Source organism: Massilia sp. X63 (genome assembly GCF_041023745.1).
Taxonomy (GTDB): Bacteria; Pseudomonadota; Gammaproteobacteria; order Burkholderiales; family Burkholderiaceae_D; genus Telluria.
The window spans coordinates 143,883-162,247 of record NZ_JBFTEF010000010.1 but is presented as its reverse complement, the minus strand read 5'-3'; the positions used below and the strand labels follow the sequence as shown (position 1 = coordinate 162,247).

18 protein-coding genes are annotated in these 18,365 nt (G+C 69.1%); 6 read left to right on the top strand and 12 right to left on the bottom strand.

Going from position 1 to position 18,365, the window contains the following annotated elements:
• Positions 1 to 69 precede the first annotated feature (69 nt).
• On the top strand, positions 70 to 390 hold the full coding sequence (locus AB3347_RS19195; RefSeq protein ID WP_369093309.1) for a hypothetical protein: 321 nt from the start codon (positions 70 to 72) through the stop codon (positions 388 to 390).
• 34 nt (positions 391 to 424) lie between these two features.
• Here AB3347_RS19195 and AB3347_RS19190 read toward each other — a convergent pair whose 3' ends face one another.
• Together AB3347_RS19190 and AB3347_RS19185 are read right to left on the bottom strand one after the other, a co-directional pair.
• Complete coding sequence (locus AB3347_RS19190; RefSeq protein ID WP_369093308.1) at positions 425 to 2,668, bottom strand: molybdopterin cofactor-binding domain-containing protein; 2,244 nt, start codon at positions 2,666 to 2,668, stop codon at positions 425 to 427.
• Complete coding sequence (locus AB3347_RS19185; protein WP_369093307.1) at positions 2,665 to 3,156, bottom strand: (2Fe-2S)-binding protein; 492 nt, start codon at positions 3,154 to 3,156, stop codon at positions 2,665 to 2,667. The genes AB3347_RS19190 and AB3347_RS19185 overlap by 4 nt, the downstream gene beginning before the upstream one ends.
• A gap of 165 nt (positions 3,157 to 3,321) precedes the next feature.
• Here AB3347_RS19185 and AB3347_RS19180 point away from each other — a divergent pair, with 165 nt between their 5' ends.
• Positions 3,322 to 5,307: a diguanylate cyclase gene (locus AB3347_RS19180; RefSeq protein WP_369093306.1), complete on the top strand. Its 1,986-nt coding sequence runs from the start codon at positions 3,322 to 3,324 to the stop codon at positions 5,305 to 5,307.
• Positions 5,308 to 5,344: 37 nt separating this feature from the next.
• On the opposite strand, the gene AB3347_RS19175 is transcribed toward AB3347_RS19180, so the two are convergent.
• From AB3347_RS19175 to AB3347_RS19140, 8 genes are all read right to left on the bottom strand, one after another.
• A complete protein-coding gene (locus AB3347_RS19175; protein WP_369093305.1) occupies positions 5,345 to 6,703 on the bottom strand; it encodes an erythromycin esterase family protein in 1,359 nt (452 codons plus the stop codon).
• Positions 6,704 to 6,719: 16 nt separating this feature from the next.
• Positions 6,720 to 7,562 (bottom strand): hypothetical protein, encoded by an 843-nt coding sequence (locus AB3347_RS19170; RefSeq protein ID WP_369093304.1) that lies wholly within the window; start codon positions 7,560 to 7,562, stop codon positions 6,720 to 6,722.
• Positions 7,563 to 7,597: 35 nt separating this feature from the next.
• Complete coding sequence (locus AB3347_RS19165) at positions 7,598 to 8,269, bottom strand: phosphoribosyltransferase (protein WP_369093303.1); 672 nt, start codon at positions 8,267 to 8,269, stop codon at positions 7,598 to 7,600.
• Positions 8,270 to 8,390: 121 nt separating this feature from the next.
• Positions 8,391 to 8,861, bottom strand: a complete 471-nt coding sequence (locus AB3347_RS19160) for an Hsp20/alpha crystallin family protein (protein ID WP_369093302.1) — start codon at positions 8,859 to 8,861, stop codon at positions 8,391 to 8,393.
• 131 nt (positions 8,862 to 8,992) lie between these two features.
• Positions 8,993 to 9,835, bottom strand: coding sequence for an S-formylglutathione hydrolase (fghA, locus tag AB3347_RS19155; RefSeq protein ID WP_369093301.1), 843 nt, complete (start codon positions 9,833 to 9,835; stop codon positions 8,993 to 8,995).
• A 60-nt stretch (positions 9,836 to 9,895) separates the two neighbouring features.
• Complete coding sequence (locus tag AB3347_RS19150) at positions 9,896 to 10,486, bottom strand: chromate transporter (RefSeq protein ID WP_369093300.1); 591 nt, start codon at positions 10,484 to 10,486, stop codon at positions 9,896 to 9,898.
• A complete protein-coding gene (locus tag AB3347_RS19145; protein WP_369093299.1) occupies positions 10,483 to 11,067 on the bottom strand; it encodes a chromate transporter in 585 nt (194 codons plus the stop codon). The genes AB3347_RS19150 and AB3347_RS19145 overlap by 4 nt, the downstream gene beginning before the upstream one ends.
• Positions 11,068 to 11,118: 51 nt before the next feature.
• On the bottom strand, positions 11,119 to 11,295 hold the full coding sequence (locus tag AB3347_RS19140) for a hypothetical protein (protein ID WP_369093347.1): 177 nt from the start codon (positions 11,293 to 11,295) through the stop codon (positions 11,119 to 11,121).
• Between the two features lie 199 nt (positions 11,296 to 11,494).
• Between AB3347_RS19140 and AB3347_RS19135 the strand changes: the two genes are divergently transcribed.
• Positions 11,495 to 11,737 carry a hypothetical protein gene (locus tag AB3347_RS19135; protein ID WP_369093298.1) on the top strand — a complete coding sequence of 81 codons (243 nt, stop codon included), beginning with the start codon at positions 11,495 to 11,497 and terminating at the stop codon, positions 11,735 to 11,737.
• A gap of 390 nt (positions 11,738 to 12,127) precedes the next feature.
• The gene (locus AB3347_RS19130) at positions 12,128 to 14,224 is read left to right on the top strand and encodes an ATP-dependent helicase (protein WP_369093297.1); all 2,097 of its coding nucleotides are present in this window, start codon (positions 12,128 to 12,130) and stop codon (positions 14,222 to 14,224) included.
• A 261-nt stretch (positions 14,225 to 14,485) separates the two neighbouring features.
• Here AB3347_RS19130 and AB3347_RS19125 read toward each other — a convergent pair whose 3' ends face one another.
• Together AB3347_RS19125 and AB3347_RS19120 are read right to left on the bottom strand one after the other, a co-directional pair.
• The gene (locus tag AB3347_RS19125) at positions 14,486 to 15,319 is read right to left on the bottom strand and encodes an NAD-dependent deacetylase (RefSeq protein ID WP_369093296.1); all 834 of its coding nucleotides are present in this window, start codon (positions 15,317 to 15,319) and stop codon (positions 14,486 to 14,488) included.
• Positions 15,306 to 15,950 (bottom strand): phosphohydrolase, encoded by a 645-nt coding sequence (locus AB3347_RS19120; protein ID WP_369093295.1) that lies wholly within the window; start codon positions 15,948 to 15,950, stop codon positions 15,306 to 15,308. Before AB3347_RS19120 ends, AB3347_RS19125 begins: the two co-directional genes overlap by 14 nt.
• Before the next feature lie 121 nt (positions 15,951 to 16,071).
• Here AB3347_RS19120 and glpD point away from each other — a divergent pair, with 121 nt between their 5' ends.
• A complete protein-coding gene (glpD, locus tag AB3347_RS19115) occupies positions 16,072 to 17,670 on the top strand; it encodes a glycerol-3-phosphate dehydrogenase (RefSeq protein ID WP_369093294.1) in 1,599 nt (532 codons plus the stop codon).
• Positions 17,671 to 17,741: 71 nt separating this feature from the next.
• Positions 17,742 to 18,356 carry a glutathione S-transferase family protein gene (locus tag AB3347_RS19110; RefSeq protein ID WP_369093293.1) on the top strand — a complete coding sequence of 205 codons (615 nt, stop codon included), beginning with the start codon at positions 17,742 to 17,744 and terminating at the stop codon, positions 18,354 to 18,356.
• The last annotated feature ends 9 nt before the right edge of the window (positions 18,357 to 18,365 follow it).

Below are 18,365 nucleotides of genomic sequence, written 5' to 3'. Positions count from 1 at the left end.
GCGCCGCATGAGCGCCAGCCCCGGCGCATTTCTGGTACGGTGGCTCCGAGAGCAATCCTTGGAGGCAGCATGAACAAGCAGATCGTACGCGTGATGGACAAGGTCGAGGAAGCCGAGCGTGCCCGCCAGGCGCTGCTGGACGCGGGCTTCGACCGCGACGGGATCGAGATCAGCCATACCGGCGACGAAGCCGGGCCTGCCGAAGCCAATTTCACGGTGGGCGATTCGCCGGCGGTGAAGGGCGGCACCGACTACAAGGACGTGTACTCGCCGGGCCTGGAGATCAGCAGCTGCGTCATCACCGTCACCGCCGACGAATCGCGGCTGGACAAGGCCGCGTCCATCCTCGAATACTACGGCGCCAAGGACAACGATCCGGCGCACCGCTGAAAAAACGGGCGGCCCGCGCCGCCCGCCGTCCGCCTCAGCTCCAGCTGAGGTCGGTCTTGCTCAGCGGTAGCTGGCGCACCCGCTTGCCGGTCGCGGCAAAGATCGCATTGCAGACGGCCGGCGCCAGCGGCGGCAGAGCCGGTTCGCCCAGGCCGGTCACCGGGTTGTCGGTCTTGATGAAATGGGTCTCGATCCGGGTCGGCGCGTCCGGCATGCGCAGCAGCTGGTAATCGTGGAAGTTGCTCTGCACGATGCGACCGTTCTGGATGTCCAGCTCCGGGAACATCATGGTCGACAGGGCGTCGATCACCGAACCTTCCACCTGGTTTTCCGCGCCCGACAGGTTGACGATCTGCGCACCGACGTCGGCCGCCACCACCACCCGGTCCACCTTCAGCTTGCCCTCGCGCGACACCGTCACCTCGGCCACCTGCGCCACATAGCCGCGGTGGCTGAAGTGGAAGGCGATGCCCTGGCCCTGGCCGCGCGGGAATGTCTTCTTGCCCCAGCCGGCGCGCTGCGCCACCTCGACCAGCACATGGCGCATGCGCTTGACGTCGTAGGGCTGGCCGCGCTCGACGCTGGCGGCCATCAGGTCCTTGTTGCCGAGCAGCTCGAGACGGAATTCCAGCGGGTCGCGGCCGCCGGCATGCGCCAGCTCGTCGATGAAGCTGTGCAGCACCCAGGAGAACACGCAGCTGCCCGGCGCCCGCCAGGGGCCCATCGGCACGCGGGTTTCCAGCATGGTCTGCTCGAACAGGCAGTTCTCCAGCCAGCGGCCGGGGAACTCGTCGCTGGAAAGGTTGCCGCCGCTGCCCGGCTGCAGCACGCTCTTGCCCTCGCGCTCGACGCGGTTGGCGAAGGTGACGAAGTGGTTGTGCCAGGCGATTGCCTTGCCGCCGGCGTCGACCCCGCCGCGCAGGAAGTGGAAGCCGCCCGGGCGGAAGTGGTCGTGCTGCAGGTCGTCTTCGCGGGTCCAGGTCAGCTTCACCGGGGCCGCCACCTGCTTCGCGATGGCGGTGGCCTCGACGATGAAGTCCGAGCTCAGGCGCCGGCCGAAGCCGCCGCCGCTGCGGATGATGTGCAGCTGGATCTTCTCCTTCGGGATGCCGAAGGTGCTGGTCACCAGGGCCTGGCCGGAGCCCGGGTTCTGGGTCGGCGCCCACAGTTCGAGCGCGCCGTCTTCCTTGAACCAGGCGGTGCAGTTCTGCGGCTCCATGCTGGCATGCGAGATGAAGGGGTAGCTGTAGGCGGCTTCGACTACCTTGGCGGCCTTGCCGAGCGCCGCCGGCACGTCGCCGTCCTTGCGCACGGTGGCTGCCCCGGCCCGCTTCGACGCCGCCTGCGCCTGGGCCGTGAAGTCGGCCCAGCTGTGCCCGGCGCCTTCGCCTTCGTCCCACACCACCTGCAGTTCGCGGCGCGCGCGCAGCGCGGCCCAGGTCGAGGTGGCGACGATCGCCACGCCCGGGCGCAGGCCGTTCAGGTTGGACGTGCCTTCGACGATGAAGGCATCCTTTACGCCCGGCATGGCCTTGATCGCGTCCAGGTTGGCCTGGAGCGGCTTGCCGCCGAAGACCGGGCACTTGGCATACACGGCGTACAGCATGCCGGGCAGGCGCACGTCGATGCCGAACAGCGGCTTGCCGCTGACGATGGCGGCGTTGTCGACGCCGCCGATGCGGGTGCCGAGCAGTTTGTAGCTCGCCGGATCTTTCAGCACCACGCTCGTCGCATCCGGCAGCGGCAGCCTGGCGGCGGCCTCCACCAGCGCGCCGTAGCCCATCCGGCGTTTGGTGGGGAGGTGCAGCACGGCCCCGCCTTCGGTGGCGCACTGCGCGGCCGGCACGCCCCAGGCGCCGGCCGCGGCCTGCACCAGCATCGCGCGCGCGGTGGCGCCCAGGCGGTGGAAGTTCTCGTAGTTGGTCGGGGTCGAGGTCGAGCCGCCGGCGCCTTGCGGCCCGTACAGCGCGGTGTCGAGGTCGCCCTGGACGATGCGTACGTCTTTCCACGCGACGTCGAGCTGTTCCGCGATCACCATCGGCAGCGAGGTCTTGATGCCCTGGCCGATCTCGGGCTGCTTCGAAATCAGCGTCACGCGGCCGTCGCGGCCGATGCGAATGAAGGCGTTCGGGGTGAAATCCGGGGCAGTCGCCGCGCGCGCGGCGGCCGCCAGTGCGCCCTCGGCCGACATGCCGAGCATGAAGGCGCCGCCGACGGCGCTGCTGCGCAGGAAGTTGCGGCGCGACGGCGAGGCCGGCGTGGTGCTCAGTGCCTTCATTTCTTGCCCTTTCCGGTGGCGGCAGGCGCGGCGGCAAGCGCGGCCGCGCGGTGGATGCCGGCGCGGATGCGGGTGTAGGTGGCGCAGCGGCACAGGTTGCCGGCCATCGCCGCATCGATCTGGGCGTCGGTCGGGTTCGGATGCTGCGCGAGCAGGTGGCAGGCGCTCATGATCTGGCCGGACTGGCAGTAGCCGCACTGCGGCACGTCGAGCTCCTGCCAGGCCAGCTGCAGCGGGTGCCGCGCTTGCGGGTCCAGGCCTTCGATGGTGGTGATCTTCTGCTTGCCGAGGCTCGCGACCGGCGTCAGGCAGGCGCGCGCCGGCACGCCGTCGATGTGCACGGTGCAGGCGCCGCACTGGCCGAGGCCGCAGCCATACTTGGTGCCGACCAGGCCGAGACTGTCGCGCAGGGCCCACAGCAGCGGGGTGTCGGGTTCGACGTCCACGGCCTGCGCCTTGCCGTTGATGTGCAGCGTATATTGAGTCATGAAGGCCTCGTTGATGGCGGAAGAAGTGCCGCATGCGGTGAATCCGCCATGCTAATCGAATCGACCGGCCTCAACAATATTGACGCTTGTTTTGCGGAACGAAACGGTTTGGCTACCGGGATTATGTAATACTTTGTCATTCTGCTGATGAGTCCCGTGACATACATGACCCAAACAGGCCCACGCCTGAGTTCTGCGAACCTGAAACTGCGGCTGGCCTCGGTTGCTGCCGTGCTGGTATTTGCCGCGACCCTGCTGGTAACGCTGTCGACGCTGTCGGTTGCCGAACGCGGCATGAAGGCCGTGATCGGTGACCAGCAATACACCGCCCTGTCGGGAGCGGCGTCCTTCCTGGACGACCGCCTGGCCGGGCGCCTGGGGCAGATCGAAGCGCTGGCCGCCAGCATCCCGCCGCGGCTGCGCACCGACTGGGCCGGACTGCGTCCCTTCCTGGCCGACCGGATCCGCCTGTGGGGCAGCGACGAGGAACTGAACCTGGTCGTGTTCGACGCCAACGGCGAGATGCAGATGTCGCTGCGCGAGCTGCCCGGGCCGACCACGCTGAATGCGCGCGGCACCGATTATTTCGAACGGGTGCTCGAGACGCACAAGGGCGTGATCTCGCGGCCGATCCGCAGCCGCCTTACCGGCAAGCACATCGTGGTCTTCAGCGCTCCGGTGCTGGACGAGGCGGGCAGGGTGGCCGCGGTCCTGACCGGCAGCGTCGACCTGGGGCGCTCGGGCTTCCTGCGCCAGATCGCCACCCTCAAGCCCGGCAAGACAGGCTACCTGTTCCTGATGACGGCCGACGGCGTCATCATCGATCACCCCGAGGAGTCGCGCATGTTCCAGCACGTCGGCAGCACCACGGGCGTGAACGAGGGCACCGATCGCGCCCTGGCCGGCTTCGAAGGCTGGCTGGAAACCCGCAGCAAGGACGGCACCGATTCGATCTATGCCTACAAGCGCCTGCGCAGCACCGGATGGATCATGGCGGCGCGCTACCCGAGCGCGGAAGCGTTCGCGCCGATGGACGCGATGCGCGAGAACGCCTTCTTCAGCGCCGGCGGCCTGGCGCTGGCGGCCGGCCTGCTGTCCTGGGGGCTGGTGTTCAGGCTGCTTTCGCCGCTGCAGGACCTGCGCGACAACGTGGCGGCGATCCGCGAGGACGGCGCCGACATCGAGGTGTTGCGCACCGGGCGCCGCGACGAGATCGGCGCGCTGGGGCGCGCCTTCCATGCGCTGATGGCCGAGCGCGAGCGGGCCGAGCACGAGCGCGCCGCCAGCGAGAAGCGCCTGCGCCTGATCACCGATAACCTGCCGGTGCTGATCTCCTACATCGACCGCGAGCACCGTTTCCGTTTCGGCAACGCGACCTACGAAAAATGGTTCGGCGTCACCCCCGACCAGCTGGTGGGCATGCCGGTGGCCCGGGTACTGGGCGCGGAAACGGTCGCCGGCATCTACCCGCAGCTCGAACAGGCCTTCGGCGGCCAGTCGGTCACGCACGAAGTGCGGCTGCCCGTGCGCGGCGAGCCGCGCATCCTGCAGGCGACCTACATTCCCGACCACCAGCCCGACGGCAGCGTGGCGGGCCTGTATTCGCTGGTGCACGACATGACCCATGTGAAGGAAGTCGAGGAACAGCTGCTGCAGCTGGCGCGGGTCGATACCCTGACCGGCATCGCCAACCGCCGCATGTTCGGCGAGGCGCTGCACCATGCGCTCGACCGTGCCCGGCGCAGCGGCAGGCCGCTGGCCCTGGCCTACCTCGACATCGATCACTTCAAGAAGATCAACGACACCCATGGCCACGGCGTCGGGGACGAGGTGCTCAAGGAGTTCGCGCGCCGCCTGACTGCGGGCGTGCGCGCCACCGATACCCCGGCGCGGCTGTCGGGCGACGAATTCGTGGTTATCCTCGAAGAAATCGGCACCCGCGCCGAAGCCGAGCACATCGCCGAAAAGATCGTGGACAGCATGCGCGTGCCGTTCCGCACCAGCGCTGGACAGGTAGCGGTGTCCACCAGCGTCGGGGTGGCGCTGTCGCAGCCGCGCCAGGCCCAGGAACAGCTGTTGGCGGCGGCCGACAGCGCGCTGTATGCCGCGAAAGGGAAGGGCCGGGACGGCTACGCCTTCTTCGAGGTTTGAGGCGGCGCCGCCGCCAGGCCGCGCCCCATGAAAGCGCCTAGAGCCCCTGCGGATAGGTTTCCGGCGGTTCGCTCGAATGCCAGCCGCTGGTCGCGTCGAGTGGCGTGACGGCGCTGGTGCGGTCGATGTGGATCAGCGCGTCGAACTGGCGCGGCAGCTGGGCCATGAAATAATGGCTGTGCCGCTCGCTGCGCGGCAGGTAGAGCACGCCGATGGCCCGCTCCAGCCGTTCGTCCATCAGCAGGTCGCGCGCCGGGCCGGGATCGCGCAGCGGCAGGAAGAAGCGTTCGATGCCGACGCTGTGCAGCAGGTGTTCGTAGCTGCCGGGCATGCCGGGACGCACGTGCTTGTGCTCGGCCGGGCCGTCCCACTCCGAGGCGGCGGTCACCCGGCCGTGGTAGGTGGAAAAGCCGATCAGGCAGGCGTCCGGTCCGTAGGCCTTGCGCGCCAGCTCGCCCACGTTCCATTCGCCCTGGCGCCCGATCTCGGTGGCGCGCGCGTCGCCGACGTGCGAGTTGTGCTCCCAGACGACGATCCTGGCCGGCTTGCCCTCGCGCGACAGGTGGCGGGCCAGCGCGTCGAGCGTCTCGGCCATGTGGCTGTCGCGCAGGTTCCAGGACGAGATGCGGCCCCGGAACATGGTGCGGTAGTATTCCTCCGCGTTCTTCACCAATCGGGCATTCTGCTGGGCGTAGAAGAATGCATCTTCGGGAGCGGCCCCGCCGGCGCCTTCGGCCTGCATGTAGTCGAAGGCGCGCTGCTGCAGGTCTTGCAGCGCCGCCTGCACCCCTTGCTGGCAGGACTCGGACATGCCGATGCTGGCGGCGTAGCCGTAATGCTGGCTGTCTTCGCCGTAGTGGTCGAAGCAGGCATAGCGGCGGCGCGTTTCCTGGGCCGCCACCGGGTCGACCTGGTCCAGGTAGCGCAGCACTTCCTGGATCGAGGTGAACAGGCTGTACAGGTCGAGCCCGTAGAAGCCGGCCTTGCCGGGGTGGCCGCCGGCGCCGGCGGCGTCGTTGTGCTTGCGCAGCCACTCGACGAAGTCCAGCACCGAGGTGTTGCGCCACATCCAGGCCGGGAAACGCGCGAAGCCGGACAGCGCCGCGCGGCCGTCCGGATCGCCGCCTTCGCCGCGCACGTAGCGGTTGACGCGCCGGGCATCCGGCCAGTCGGCTTCGACGGCCACCGCGGTGAAACCTTTTTCCTCGATCAGGCGTTGCGTGATGCGGGCGCGCTCTTCGTAGAACTCGGCGCTGCCGTGGGTGGCTTCGCCGAGCAGCACGAAACGGGCATCGCCGACGAGTTCGAGCAGCGGGTCGTAGTCGGCCGCGCTGCCCGTGAGCGGATGGGCCGCGCCGCGCAGGGCGGCGACCTCGCGGTCGGTGACGGTAGCCATGGTGCAGCCGATCGGGTTAGTGCAGGTAGCGGCTGCCGGACTGTTCGCCCTGGGGGAGGTAGGGCGCCTGCTCGCTTTCACCGGCATGCTTCGCCTGCGGCCCGGTGTCGCGCAAGTGGCCTCGCATGCTGTCACGCATGTTGTCCGATACGCGGTAGGTCTTGTCGCGCGTGCCCTGCAGCAGCAGGGCCAGGCCGGCCAGGCCGACCAGCAGGCCGCCCGGCGAGCGCCGCATCAGGCTGAGCAGGCCCAGCATGCCGCCGCCCAGCAGGGCCGGATGCGGCGCGGCCGCAAGCGTGCGCTCGTCGCGGCTGCCACCGCCGAGGCCGCGCAGCCAGCCTGCCAGGCCGCCGCGTTCGCGCGCGCTGTCGTAGTCGCGATCGGACTGGTAGCTGTTGTGGCGTGCCGCCAGGCGATCGCTGCCGGCGTCGTAGCTGTTGCGCCCGTTGTCATGGGCCTTGTCGTAGGCCTTGGCGGTTTCCCTGGCGCCGTACCTGGCGCTATCCCGGGCGCGGCTGGCGCTGTCCTCGATGCGCTGCGTGGCTTCCTGCACCCCGTGGCGAGCGCGTTCCAGCATCGGGGCGGCCTGCGACTGCAGGCGGCCGGCGCCGCGCGAGAGCGCGCCGGCGGCGCTGTCCTTCAGGCCGGCCAGCCGGTCGCCGGCGTTGTGCAGGGCGCTGTCGACCGTGGCCCCGGTGCGGGCGCCGGCGCTGCGCAGGGCGGACGCTGCGCGCGAACGGCGGGCGGAGCCGCGTTCCGGGTCGAGCAGGTACATCAGCAGCGCCCCTGCCGCTGCCGCGCCCAGCCATTTACCCACGCTGCCCACATCGGTTGCCGTTTCGGTTGGAATTGGTTTCATGTCCGCTCCTTTCGGTTGTCCTGGTTGCCCTGCCGTCAGCCTTGGCCCGCGGCGGGCTTCGCCCATGCCTGTGCCAGCAGGTCCTGCACTTCTTCATCATCCGTCTGCCCGAACGTGCGGTAGAACTGGCCGACCGCATGGAAGCGGGGCGGGGCCAGCGGGCAGACGACTTCGTCGGCTTCCTGCGCGAGCCGCGCGACGGTGTCGGGCGCGCCCACCGGCGCCGCGACCACCAGCCGCGCCACCCGCTGCCGGCTCGCCACCCGGACCGCGGCCAGCATGCTGGCGCCGGTCGCGATGCCGTCGTCGACCAGGATCGCGCAACGCCCTTCGAGCCGCGGCGGTGGCCGGCCGCCCCGGTACAGGCGGTCGCGCCGTTCGAGTTCGGCCAGTTCGCGCGCGGCGATCCGGTCGACCTGCTCCTGCGTCAGGCCCATCAGTCCGGGCACGCCCGGCTGCAGCACGCGTACGCCGCCGCTGCCGATCGCGCCGATCGCGTATTCCTCCTTGCCGGGCAGGCCCAGCTTGCGCACCAGCAGCACATCGAGCTCGGCCCCGAGGGCCTCGGCCACCTCGAAGGCAACCGGCACGCCGCCGCGCGGCAGGCCCAGCACGATCAGGTCGGGCTGGCCAGCGTAGTGGGCCAGGCTGCGGGCCAGCTGGCGGCCGGCGTGCTTGCGGTCCTTGTAGCCTTCGGTGTCGGGCATGGCGAAGCGCATCGAACGAAGAACGGCGAAACGTGGAACAGCGAACGTAAAAACGGCCGCGCCGCGCCGCGGCAGGGCGCCGCAACGCGGAACGCGGACCACGGAAAGCGCCGGCGGACGCTTACTGGATGGTCAGGCGGCGTGCTTCAGTGCCCTGCTTTTTCGGCAGGCTCAGCTGCAGAACGCCGTTCTCGAGCCGCGCCTGTGCCGCACCGTCGTCGACCTCGGTGGGCAGGGCAAAGCTGCGCATGAACCTGCGTGCGGTACGTTCAGCATACACCACGGTTTCACCGTCGCGGCGTTCGTTTGCCGAGCGGCATTCCGCTTCGATGGTGATGCGCTGGCCGTCCACCGAGACCTTGACGTCCTCCTTGTTCACGCCGGGGAGTTCGGCCTGGATTTCGTAGGTCTTCTCGGTTTCGCTGACATCCAGGCGCGGCGTCGCGGCGCCTTCGCCGGCCCATTGCCCGCCTTGGGCGAGCGGAGCAAGGAAGTCCTGGAACATGCTCTCGACCATTCGTCCGAACTGGTCCTCGACGGAACCCGGACGGTAGGCCGGGAGTGGGGTAGTACCTCTCCTGATGAGATTCATGATGGCCTCCATGCATGAAAGTCGACATTGTCCGGCGAGTGCCGGCAATGTCTTTATAGTATGGAGAGGGGCGGTTTTCAAGCTGGCCGTGCAGGCAGTGGGAACACTGCCCGCCCGCCGCATCGGCGGGCCTACCCGAGCAGCCTGCGATGAAAGCGCAGGTGGTCTTCGACGAAGCTCGAGATGAAGTAATAGCCGTGGTCGTAGCCGGCATGGCGGCGCAGGGTCAGCGGCTGGCCGGCGCGCGCGCAGGCTTCCTCGAAGGCTTCCGGGTACAGCTGCTCGGCCAGGAATTTGTCGGCCAGGCCCTGGTCGATCAGGATCCCGCCGGGGAAGGGGGCGGTGTCCATTGCGCTCATCAGCTCGGTTGCGTCGTACTGCCGCCACGCCGCCTGGTCGCTCCCCAGGTAGCCGCCGAAGGCCTTCTGGCCCCAGGGGCAGCGGGTCGGCGCGGCGATCGGCGCAAAGGCCGATACCGAGCGGAACAGGCCGGGATGACGCAGCGCCATCGTCAGCGCGCCGTGCCCGCCCATCGAGTGGCCGAAGATGCCGACCCGCGCCGGGTCGGCCGGCAGCGTGGCCAGCACCAGCTCGCGCAGTTCCAGGATGTGGCTGTGCATGCGGTAGTGGCGCGACCACTGCGGCTCGGTGGCGTCGACGTAGAAGCCGGCGCCCACGCCGAAGTCCCAGCTGTCGGTTTCGCCGGGCACGCCGGCGCCGCGCGGGCTGGTGTCGGGCGCGACCAGGATCAGGCCTTCCTGCGCCGCCACGCGCTGCGCGCCGGCCTTGATCATGAAGGTCTCTTCGGTACAGGTGAGGCCGGCGAGATAGAACAGCACCGGCAGGCGCTTGCCTTCGGCGCCGGGCGGCAGGTAGACGGAAAAGCGCATCGGCAGGCCGATGGCGGCCGAATCGACACGGTAGAAACGCTGGACACCGCCGAAACAGGCATGTTCGCTGAGGAGTTCTGGCATGGGTTGGCTGGATGAGTGGTCAATGCCGCAAGTATGCCTCGGCGCGTACGCGCTTGCCAGTCATACGCATCCGCGCATACCCAGCAGTGCGCCGATGAGGGCGCCGGCGCCCAGCATCCACAGCAGGTGCAGGCGGGTGCGCCAGATGAGGAGGCAGCTCGCGCCCGCCAGCAGCCAGAGCGGCCAGCCGCTGCGCGCCGGCGCGGCGCTGGCCAGCAGCCAGCTGGTGGCCAGCAGCATCCCGATCACGACCGGCGCCATGCCCAGGCGGAAGGCGCGCACCGCGCGCAGTTCGCGGTTGCGGTGCCCCCACTGCGCGACCTGGTAGTTGAGGATGGAGGAAGGCAGCAGGATGCCGGTCATGGTGACGGCCACGCCGGCGAAGGCGGCCGCCATGCTGCCGGTGTTCATGCCCAGGTGCCAGCCCATCAGCGCCACGAACAACACGTTCGGGCCCGGCGCCGCCTGCGCCAGCGCGATCGCATCGCTGAATTGCGACTGACTCAGCCAGCCTTCGTCTTCGACCAGCAAGCGCTGCATGTCGGCGGTGACGGAAATGGCGCCGCCGAACTGCATCAGGGACAGCATCAGGAAGTGCACGAACAGGGACAACCAGTCGTCCCATCCGAGCGCCAGCTGCACGGGCGTCATGGACGCAGGCGGCGCCAGGCCAGCGTGCAGCCAAGCCCGCCCAGGGATGGCAGCACCCACACCAGCGGCACGCGCAGCCAGGCCAGCAGCACGAAGGCGGCGGCCGCGATCGCGGCCGACCAGGACAGGGGAAGCGGGTTCTTTGCCAGCGCGCTGGAAAGCCTGAGGGCGGTGGCGGCGATCAGTCCGGCCGAGACCGCCGCCATGCCGCGCAGCGCCCCGGCCACGGCGGGATGGCCGGCGTAGCGCGCATGGAAGGCCGCCAGCAGCAGCACCAGGGCCAGCGGCAGCACGAGCAGCCCGGCCAGCGCGGCAAGCGCCCCGGCGGGGCCGAACCAGCGGGCGCCGAGCATGATCGACAGGTTGACCACGTTCGGCCCCGGCATGATCTGCGCCACCGCCCAGTCTTCGACGAATTCCTCCTGCGTCAGCCAGCGCTTGCGCTCGACCAGTTCGCGCTGGACGACCGCCAGCACGCCGCCGAAGCCCTGCAGGGCCAGGACGGTAAACGCGAGGAACAGGTCGGCGAGCGAGGCGGGGCGGGGACGGTGGGGGACCGGCGGCGGGAGCGGGGAGGGCATCCGCGGATTATCGCCGCTCCCCCGGGTGCCTGTCCACGCTCCGCCCGGCGCTCAGCCGCCGCCGATCCCCTCGGTGACCTTGCCGGTGCCGCCGCAGTTCGGGCAGGGTTTACCGTCGGACAGTTTGCCGCTGCCGGCGCAGGCGTCGCACACGTCTTCGCCGGTGCCGGGGGTGCCGGGCTCGGCGTCGTCGCCGGGATTCAGGTCGGGATCGTGGTGCATGCTCATGGCGTCCTCTCAGTTGGGTGACGCGGCCATTGTAGGCGGCCGTCGCGCAGGGCGGCGCAGCGCTGGCGCCTGGCGGTGCGCCAGGCACGCTCAGGAAGAAAGCGATTTGATTCGTATCTGACATTGACATTGTTCGCGCTTCGCCCATACTTCCCGCAGCCCCAGCACCCTTTATCTCAACGGAAAGGTCAGGCGCACGATGAATCCGCTTCACAGCTCCCCGAGCAATCCAGATGGCGCCGCCGGCGCCCCGGCTACCGAACATCGGCGCGATCTGCGCCGGCGCGAGATCGTGGACGATGGAATCGCCCTGGCGCGCGTCGCCGGCACCCTGTCCGCACTCGAATACCTCAAACTGCACGCGATCGAAGGACGGATCATCGCGCGCGTCCTGCTGGACCCGGCCAGGCGGCGCAGTGGTCCGGACCTGGCGGTTGCCTGAGCCTGCCGCGCAAGAGCTTATGCACAAAGATTTCCCAAAAAAAATTTTCGGTTTTTGCGTGCCGCGTATGCGACATGCATGCGTAAACCCTTGATTTCTGGGGCTATCGCGGTTGCCTTCCCAATAGGCAAATTGTTGAAAGCCGCACAGATGGCCGCATTCCGCGTGTCAAGCCCCCGCTTTTCCACATAGTTATTCACAGACTTTGTGGATATCCGGAAAAGCTTTTAAGTATTAGCGACTTAGCACGCTTTCTGCACGTTTTCCATGACCTGATCGCCTCAAACGCGCCGGTTTGAATCGTGCGCGCCCTTGACTTTCGCTTGTTTGGTGCTTGCACACGAGTACTGGATAAATGTACAGTATGGCATTTCCAGCTTCCGCCCTCCCATGTCCGCCGCTCTCGACCAGCCCGCCACCGACGACCCCTTCGCCGCCCTGAATCCGGAACAGCGCGCGGCGGTCGAGCACGACCTCGGTGCGGCCACCGTGCGGCCCTTGCTAGTGGTGGCCGGCGCCGGGTCGGGCAAGACCAATACGCTGGCGCACCGCGTCGCCCGGCTGATCGGGTCCGGCGCCGACCCCCAGCGCATCCTGCTGCTGACCTTTTCGCGGCGTGCCGCCGGCGAGATGAGCCAGCGCGCCAGCGGCGTACTGCAGCGCCTGCTCGGAAAGGGCGGGGCTGGCGGCCTGAACGCGGCGCCGGTGGCGCTGCCGTGGGCCGGTACCTTCCACGCGATCGGCGCGCGCCTGCTGCGGCAGTATGCCGGCCGCATCGGCCTGGACGAATCCTTTACCATCCACGACCGCGGCGACTCGGAAGACCTGATGGGACTGGTGCGCCACGAGATCGGCCTGTCCAGCCTTGCCAAGCGCTTTCCGCTGAAGGGTACCTGCCTGTCGATTTATTCGCGGGTGGTGAACAGCCGCGCACCGCTCCAGGACGTGTTGCAGTCCACCTTCCCCTGGTGCAGCGAGTGGGAAGCGCAACTGAAGACCCTGTTCGGCGCCTACGTCGATGCCAAGCAGGAGCAGAACGTCCTCGACTACGACGACCTGCTGCTGTTCTGGGCCGAGATGGCGGCCGACCCGGAGCTCGGCCCCGAGCTCGGCGCCCTGTTCGACCACGTGCTGGTCGACGAATACCAGGACACCAACCGCCTGCAGGCATCGATCATCACGGGCATGAAGCCGGGCGGCGAGGGCGTGATGGTGGTCGGCGACGATGCGCAGTCGATCTACGCCTTCCGCGGCGCCACGGTGCGCAACATCCTCGATTTCCCGAAGCAGTTCTCGCAGCCCGCGCAGGTGATCACCCTGGAGCGCAACTACCGCTCGACCCAGCCGATCCTGGACGCCTCGAATGCCGTCATCGCCGGCGCGCGCGAGCGCCATGCCAAGACCCTGTGGACCGACAAGGCGTCCAGCCTCAAGCCGCAACTGGTCCTGATCCCCGACGAGGCCGAGCAGGCACGCTGGACCTGCAACCGGATCCTCGAGCAGCGCGAGACGGGCATCGCCCTGAAGTCGCAGGCGGTGCTGTTCCGCGCGGCCAGCCACAGCGCCGCGCTGGAACTGGAACTGATGCGCCGTAACATCCCCTTCGTGAAGTTCGGCGGCCTGAAGTTCCTCGAGGCCGCCCACATCAAGGACGTGCTGGCCGTGCTGCGCTTCGCCCAGAACCCGAACGGACGCATGGCGGGTTTCCGCGTCGCCCAGCTGGTCCCGGGTATCGGCCCGGCCACTGCCAGCCGCCTGCTGGATGCGGTGGCCGAAGCGACCGATCCGGCCGCCGCGGTCGAAGCTTTCGCGGTCCCGGGCAAGAGCCTGGACGACTGGGCGGCGTTCGGCGCGCTGTACCGGCGCCTGCGCACACCCGGCCTGCGCTGGCCGGCCGACATCGAGCTCGTCAAGCAATGGTATTTGCCGCACCTGGAACGCATGTACGACGATGCCCAGGTGCGCGCCGCCGACGTCGAGCAGCTGGCCGCGCTGGCCGGCGGCCATGCCACCCGCGAGAGCTTCCTGGCCGAGATCACGCTCGATCCGCCCGAGGCCACCAGCGACCGCGCCGGCCCGCCGCTGCTCGACGAAGACTACGTGATCCTGTCGACCATCCACTCGAGCAAGGGCCAGGAATGGAAATCCGTGACCGTCCTGAACGTGGTGGACGGCTGCATTCCGTCGGACATGAGCACTGGCAATAACGACGATATCGAAGAGGAGCGGCGCCTGCTCTACGTGGCGATGACGCGCGCCCGCGAGCACCTGCAACTGGTGGTGCCGAACCGTTTCTTCATCAAGCAGCAGGCCGCGACCGGCGACCGCCACGTGTACGCGGCGCGCACCCGCTTCATCACGCCGGCCATGCTCAAGCATTTCGAGGAGACGACCTGGCTCAGCGCGGACACGCCGCAGCTGCGCAAGCCGGTGCCGGACAGCGTGCGGATGCTGGTCAGGGAGCGCGCCCGCAACGCGTGGAAATGACGGGAGATCGGACCACGTTAGCGACTTATCCCCTGCGCAGGGTTTTTGTAGGAATTTGCCGTACATGCTCGCACGGTAGGCAAGGAGTGCAGCGCTAAGTCATTGATTTTTAGCGGATTTCAATTTGCCTGCGGAACGGGCATTTTGTTGAAACCCGCACCATTACTGGCCTTTCGGCTTGTCAAGTGGTGCTTTTCCACAACTTTATCCACAGTTCTTGTGGATATTGGGGAATTTTCAATAAAATCAATGGTTTATCTTTCAGGATTGATTCGTGTCAATCTTTAGTGCTGCCGCCAGCAGGCGCAGGGCCGGCAGGGCGTTCATCTCCAGCCCGACGCCGTCGCGCACCGCGGCCTCGCGCGGATTGATGCGGATCAGCGGGGCCCCCTGCGATTCCCCCATCCTGCGCACCGATGGGATGTCGGTCCCGGCGCCGATTTCGATCACGGCGGGGCGGCGCACGCCGCCGCGCCAGCGCGCCAGTCGCGCGTATTGTGCGTCGCTGCGCTCCGGCAGCCAGGCGCCGTCATTGAACATCAGGATGTTCGGGCGCGCCAGCGCGCCGCAGCGCGGGCAGTGTGGCAGGGCGGAAACGAGCCGGCAGGATGCCATGTCGACCTCGGGGACGAGCGCGTCGGCCGGCCACACGACGTTGCAGCATGGCCGGGTGCACTGCAGGTGGTGGATCGAGCCATGGCATTCGACGACGCCGCCCGGGTCGAAACCGGCGCGCTGGAACTGGCCATCGACGTTGCTGGTGAACACGAAGCTACCGTGCGCCATGCGCGCCCCAAGCGCGCGCAGGATGGCGAAGCCCGGGTGCGGCGCGGTGGCCCGGTACAGGGCCAGGCGGTGGCCATAGAAGCCCCAGGCCAGGCGTGCATCGCTGTCGAAGGTATCCGGACAGGCCATCTCGTGGAAGGCCAGTCCGAGCCGCCGCAGCGGCGGGTAGGCGCGCCAGAATCCTTCGGCGCCGCGAAAATCGGGCAGGCCCGAGTCCACGCCCATGCCGGCGCCGGCCGCCACCAGCAGGCCGTCGGCCTCGTGCAACAGCGCGGCGGCGCGCGCGATGGCTTCGTCAGGCTGCTGCATTGCCGGCCTCGTGCTTGAGCCGTTCCAGTTCGGCCAGGAAGCGCTCCGCGGCCAGGCCCGGCGGCCACGGCTCCCACGGCGTGCAGCCGTACCGCGCCGCCAGCGGGTCCTGTTCCAGCACCGCTGCGCGGATCTTCAGCGTGCGCCGCACTTCATCGTGGGTCCAGCCGGTGACGTGCACCGCTTCGCTCGCCGCGGCCAGGCGGTCAGCCTGCTTGTGCAGCCGGTGCTCCCTTTCGGTCCAGGCCGGCAAGCCGTAGCGCACGAACACCATCTGCTCCAGGCGCCTGGTCAGCGCGTGGAAGCCCTCGCCCAGGAAGGGCTTGATCACCGAGATGGCATCGAAGCCGAGCAGGCCTTCCTCGGCGTCGTGCAGCAGTTCGCGCAGGTCCTGCAGGGCAGTCGGCCGGGGGCTGAGCGTGCGCCGCAGCAGCATCACGCTGAGCGAATGCTGGGCCACCGACAGGGGCAGCGGCCAGGCCGAATGCCCGCCCCAGCGGTAGGTGCGGGCCAGGCCGAGCGCCAGGTCGGCGTCGTCCCAGTCGAAAGGAGTCGGGTTGAGCAGGTCCAGTCGCTTTCCGGAAGGCATGCGGACCCAGGCGCGCACGTCGGCGCTGGATGAAATGTGCATGTGCCGATTTTACACACGGACGCCGGCATTCTCAGCATAATTGATGCAAGCAAAGACGCGCTGCTGCCGGGTTCTTACACTGGACCGGCTAGGCGGGCCCCGCCCGCACACAGGAGGCGATATGAAGGATGCGTACCGGAGCGATGCGGATGCCGGGGCGGACGCCCTGCGGGAATGCGACGTGCTGGTCGTGGGCGGCGGCATCAACGGCGCCGGCATCGCGCGCGACCTGGCCGGACGCGGCATGCGCGTGCTGCTGTGCGAGAAGGACGACCTCGGCGCGCATACGTCCTCGGCATCGAGCAAGCTGATTCACGGCGGCCTGCGCTACCTCGAGCACCGCGAATTCGGCCTGGTGCGCAAGGCGCTGGCCGAACGTGAAGTACTGCTGTGCAGCGCAGCGCACATCATGCATCCGCTGCGCTTCGTGATGCCGCACGACAGCAGCCAGCGGCCGGCCTGGCTGATCCGTGCCGGCCTGTTCCTGTATGACCGGCTGGCGCCGCGCGCCTTCCTGCCCCCCTCGAGCGCGGTCGAGCTGGCCGCGCACCAGGCCGGCGGCGCCCTCAAGCCGGCATTCAGGCGCGGCTTCGTGTATTCCGACGGCTGGGTCGACGATGCCCGGCTGGTGGTGCTCAACGCGCTCGACGCCCACGAACGCGGCGCCACGGTGCTGACCCACACGCGCTGCACGGCCTTCGAGCGCCATCCCGGGCACTGGACCGCGACCCTGGGGCAGGACGAAGGCGGCCGGCAGCGCAGCATGCGGGTACGCGCGCGGTGCCTGGTAAATGCCGCCGGCCCGTGGGCGGCGCAGGTGGCCCGGGCCGCCACCGGGGCCGCGCCCCGGCGGCGCCTGCGCCTGGTCAAGGGCAGCCACATCGTGGTGCCGCGCCTGTTCGAGCACAAGTACGCCTACATTTTCCAGCACCCGGACGGCCGCATCGTGTTCGCGATGCCCTACGAAGGCGCATTTACCCTCATCGGCACCACCGACGTCGAGTTCCAGGGCGACCCCGACACGGTCGCGATTGCCGGCACCGAGACCGCCTACCTGTGCGAGCTCGCCAACCGCTACTTCCGGCGCCAGATCGCGCCGGCCGACGTGGTATGGAGCTATTCCGGGGTGCGCCCCCTGCTCGAGGACGAGGCGGCCAGCGCCAGCGCGGCCACGCGCGACTACCTGCTCGGCCGCGACAGTGCGGGCGCGCCGCTGCTGTCCGTGTTCGGCGGCAAGATCACCACCTACCGCAGGCTGGCCGAGGAAGCGGCGGACTGGGTCGCCGGCGCGCTCGGACGGACCCGGCCCGGATGGACGGCGCGGGCCGTGCTGCCGGGCGGCGACCTGTTCGGCAGCACACCAGGCAGCCGGGCGGTGCTCGAATTCGACCGCTGGGTGGGCGCGCTCGGGCGCCGCCACCCGTGGCTGCCCGGCAGCCTGGCGCTGCGCTGGGCGCGCGCCTACGGTACCCGGGTCGAGATCCTGCTGGCGGGGGCCACGTGCCTGGACGACCTGGGCGACGAGGTGGCGCCCGGCCTGTACGCCGCCGAGCTGCGCTACCTGATGCGCCACGAATGGGCCGGCTGCGCCGAGGACGTGCTGTGGCGGCGCAGCAAGCTCGGCCTGCACCTGCCGCCCGGCTGCGCGGACGCCATCGCGGCCTGGATGGCGGCCGCGCGCGCGCAGGCGGGCAGGGCGGCGCTGATCGAGCCGGCCTGACACCGTAGCCGCCGGAGGCGCTTCAAGACGGGCTATGATGGGCGCTTCTCCATCATGACGAAAGGATCGGGATGCGCCTGTACACCAGCCCCCGTGCGCCGAACCCGCGCCGCGTCGCCATGTTCATGGCCGCGAAAGGCATCGACGGCATCGAACTGGTCGACGTCGACCTGAACGCCGGCGGCCACCGCACGGACGAATTCCTGGCCCTGAATCCGATGGCGCGGGTTCCGGTGCTGGTCCTCGACGACGGCCGCGCGCTCAGCGAGACCCGGGCGATCTGCACCTACCTCGAAGGCTTGTACCGCGAGCCGAACCTGATGGGCGTCGACGCCACCGAGCGCGCCTTCATCGAAATGGCCGACCGCCGCATGGAACTGCACCTGATGCTGGAGACGGCGCTGTGCGTGCGCCATACCCACCCCGGGCTGGCGGTGCTGGAGCAGCCGCAGTTTCCGGACTTCGGCGCGGCGCAAGGCGCCAGGATGCGCGCGACGGCGCGCTGGCTCGATGGCGAGCTGGCCCGGCAGCCCTACGTGGCCGGGCAGCGCTTCACGATCGCCGACATCACGGCCTTCTGCGCACTGGAATTCGCGCGCGGCCTGCTGAAGTTCCGGCCGGGCGCGGAAGGGATGGCGCACCTGCAGGCATGGCGCGACCGCATCGCGGCGGCGCACAAGGGCTAGCGCAGGTCA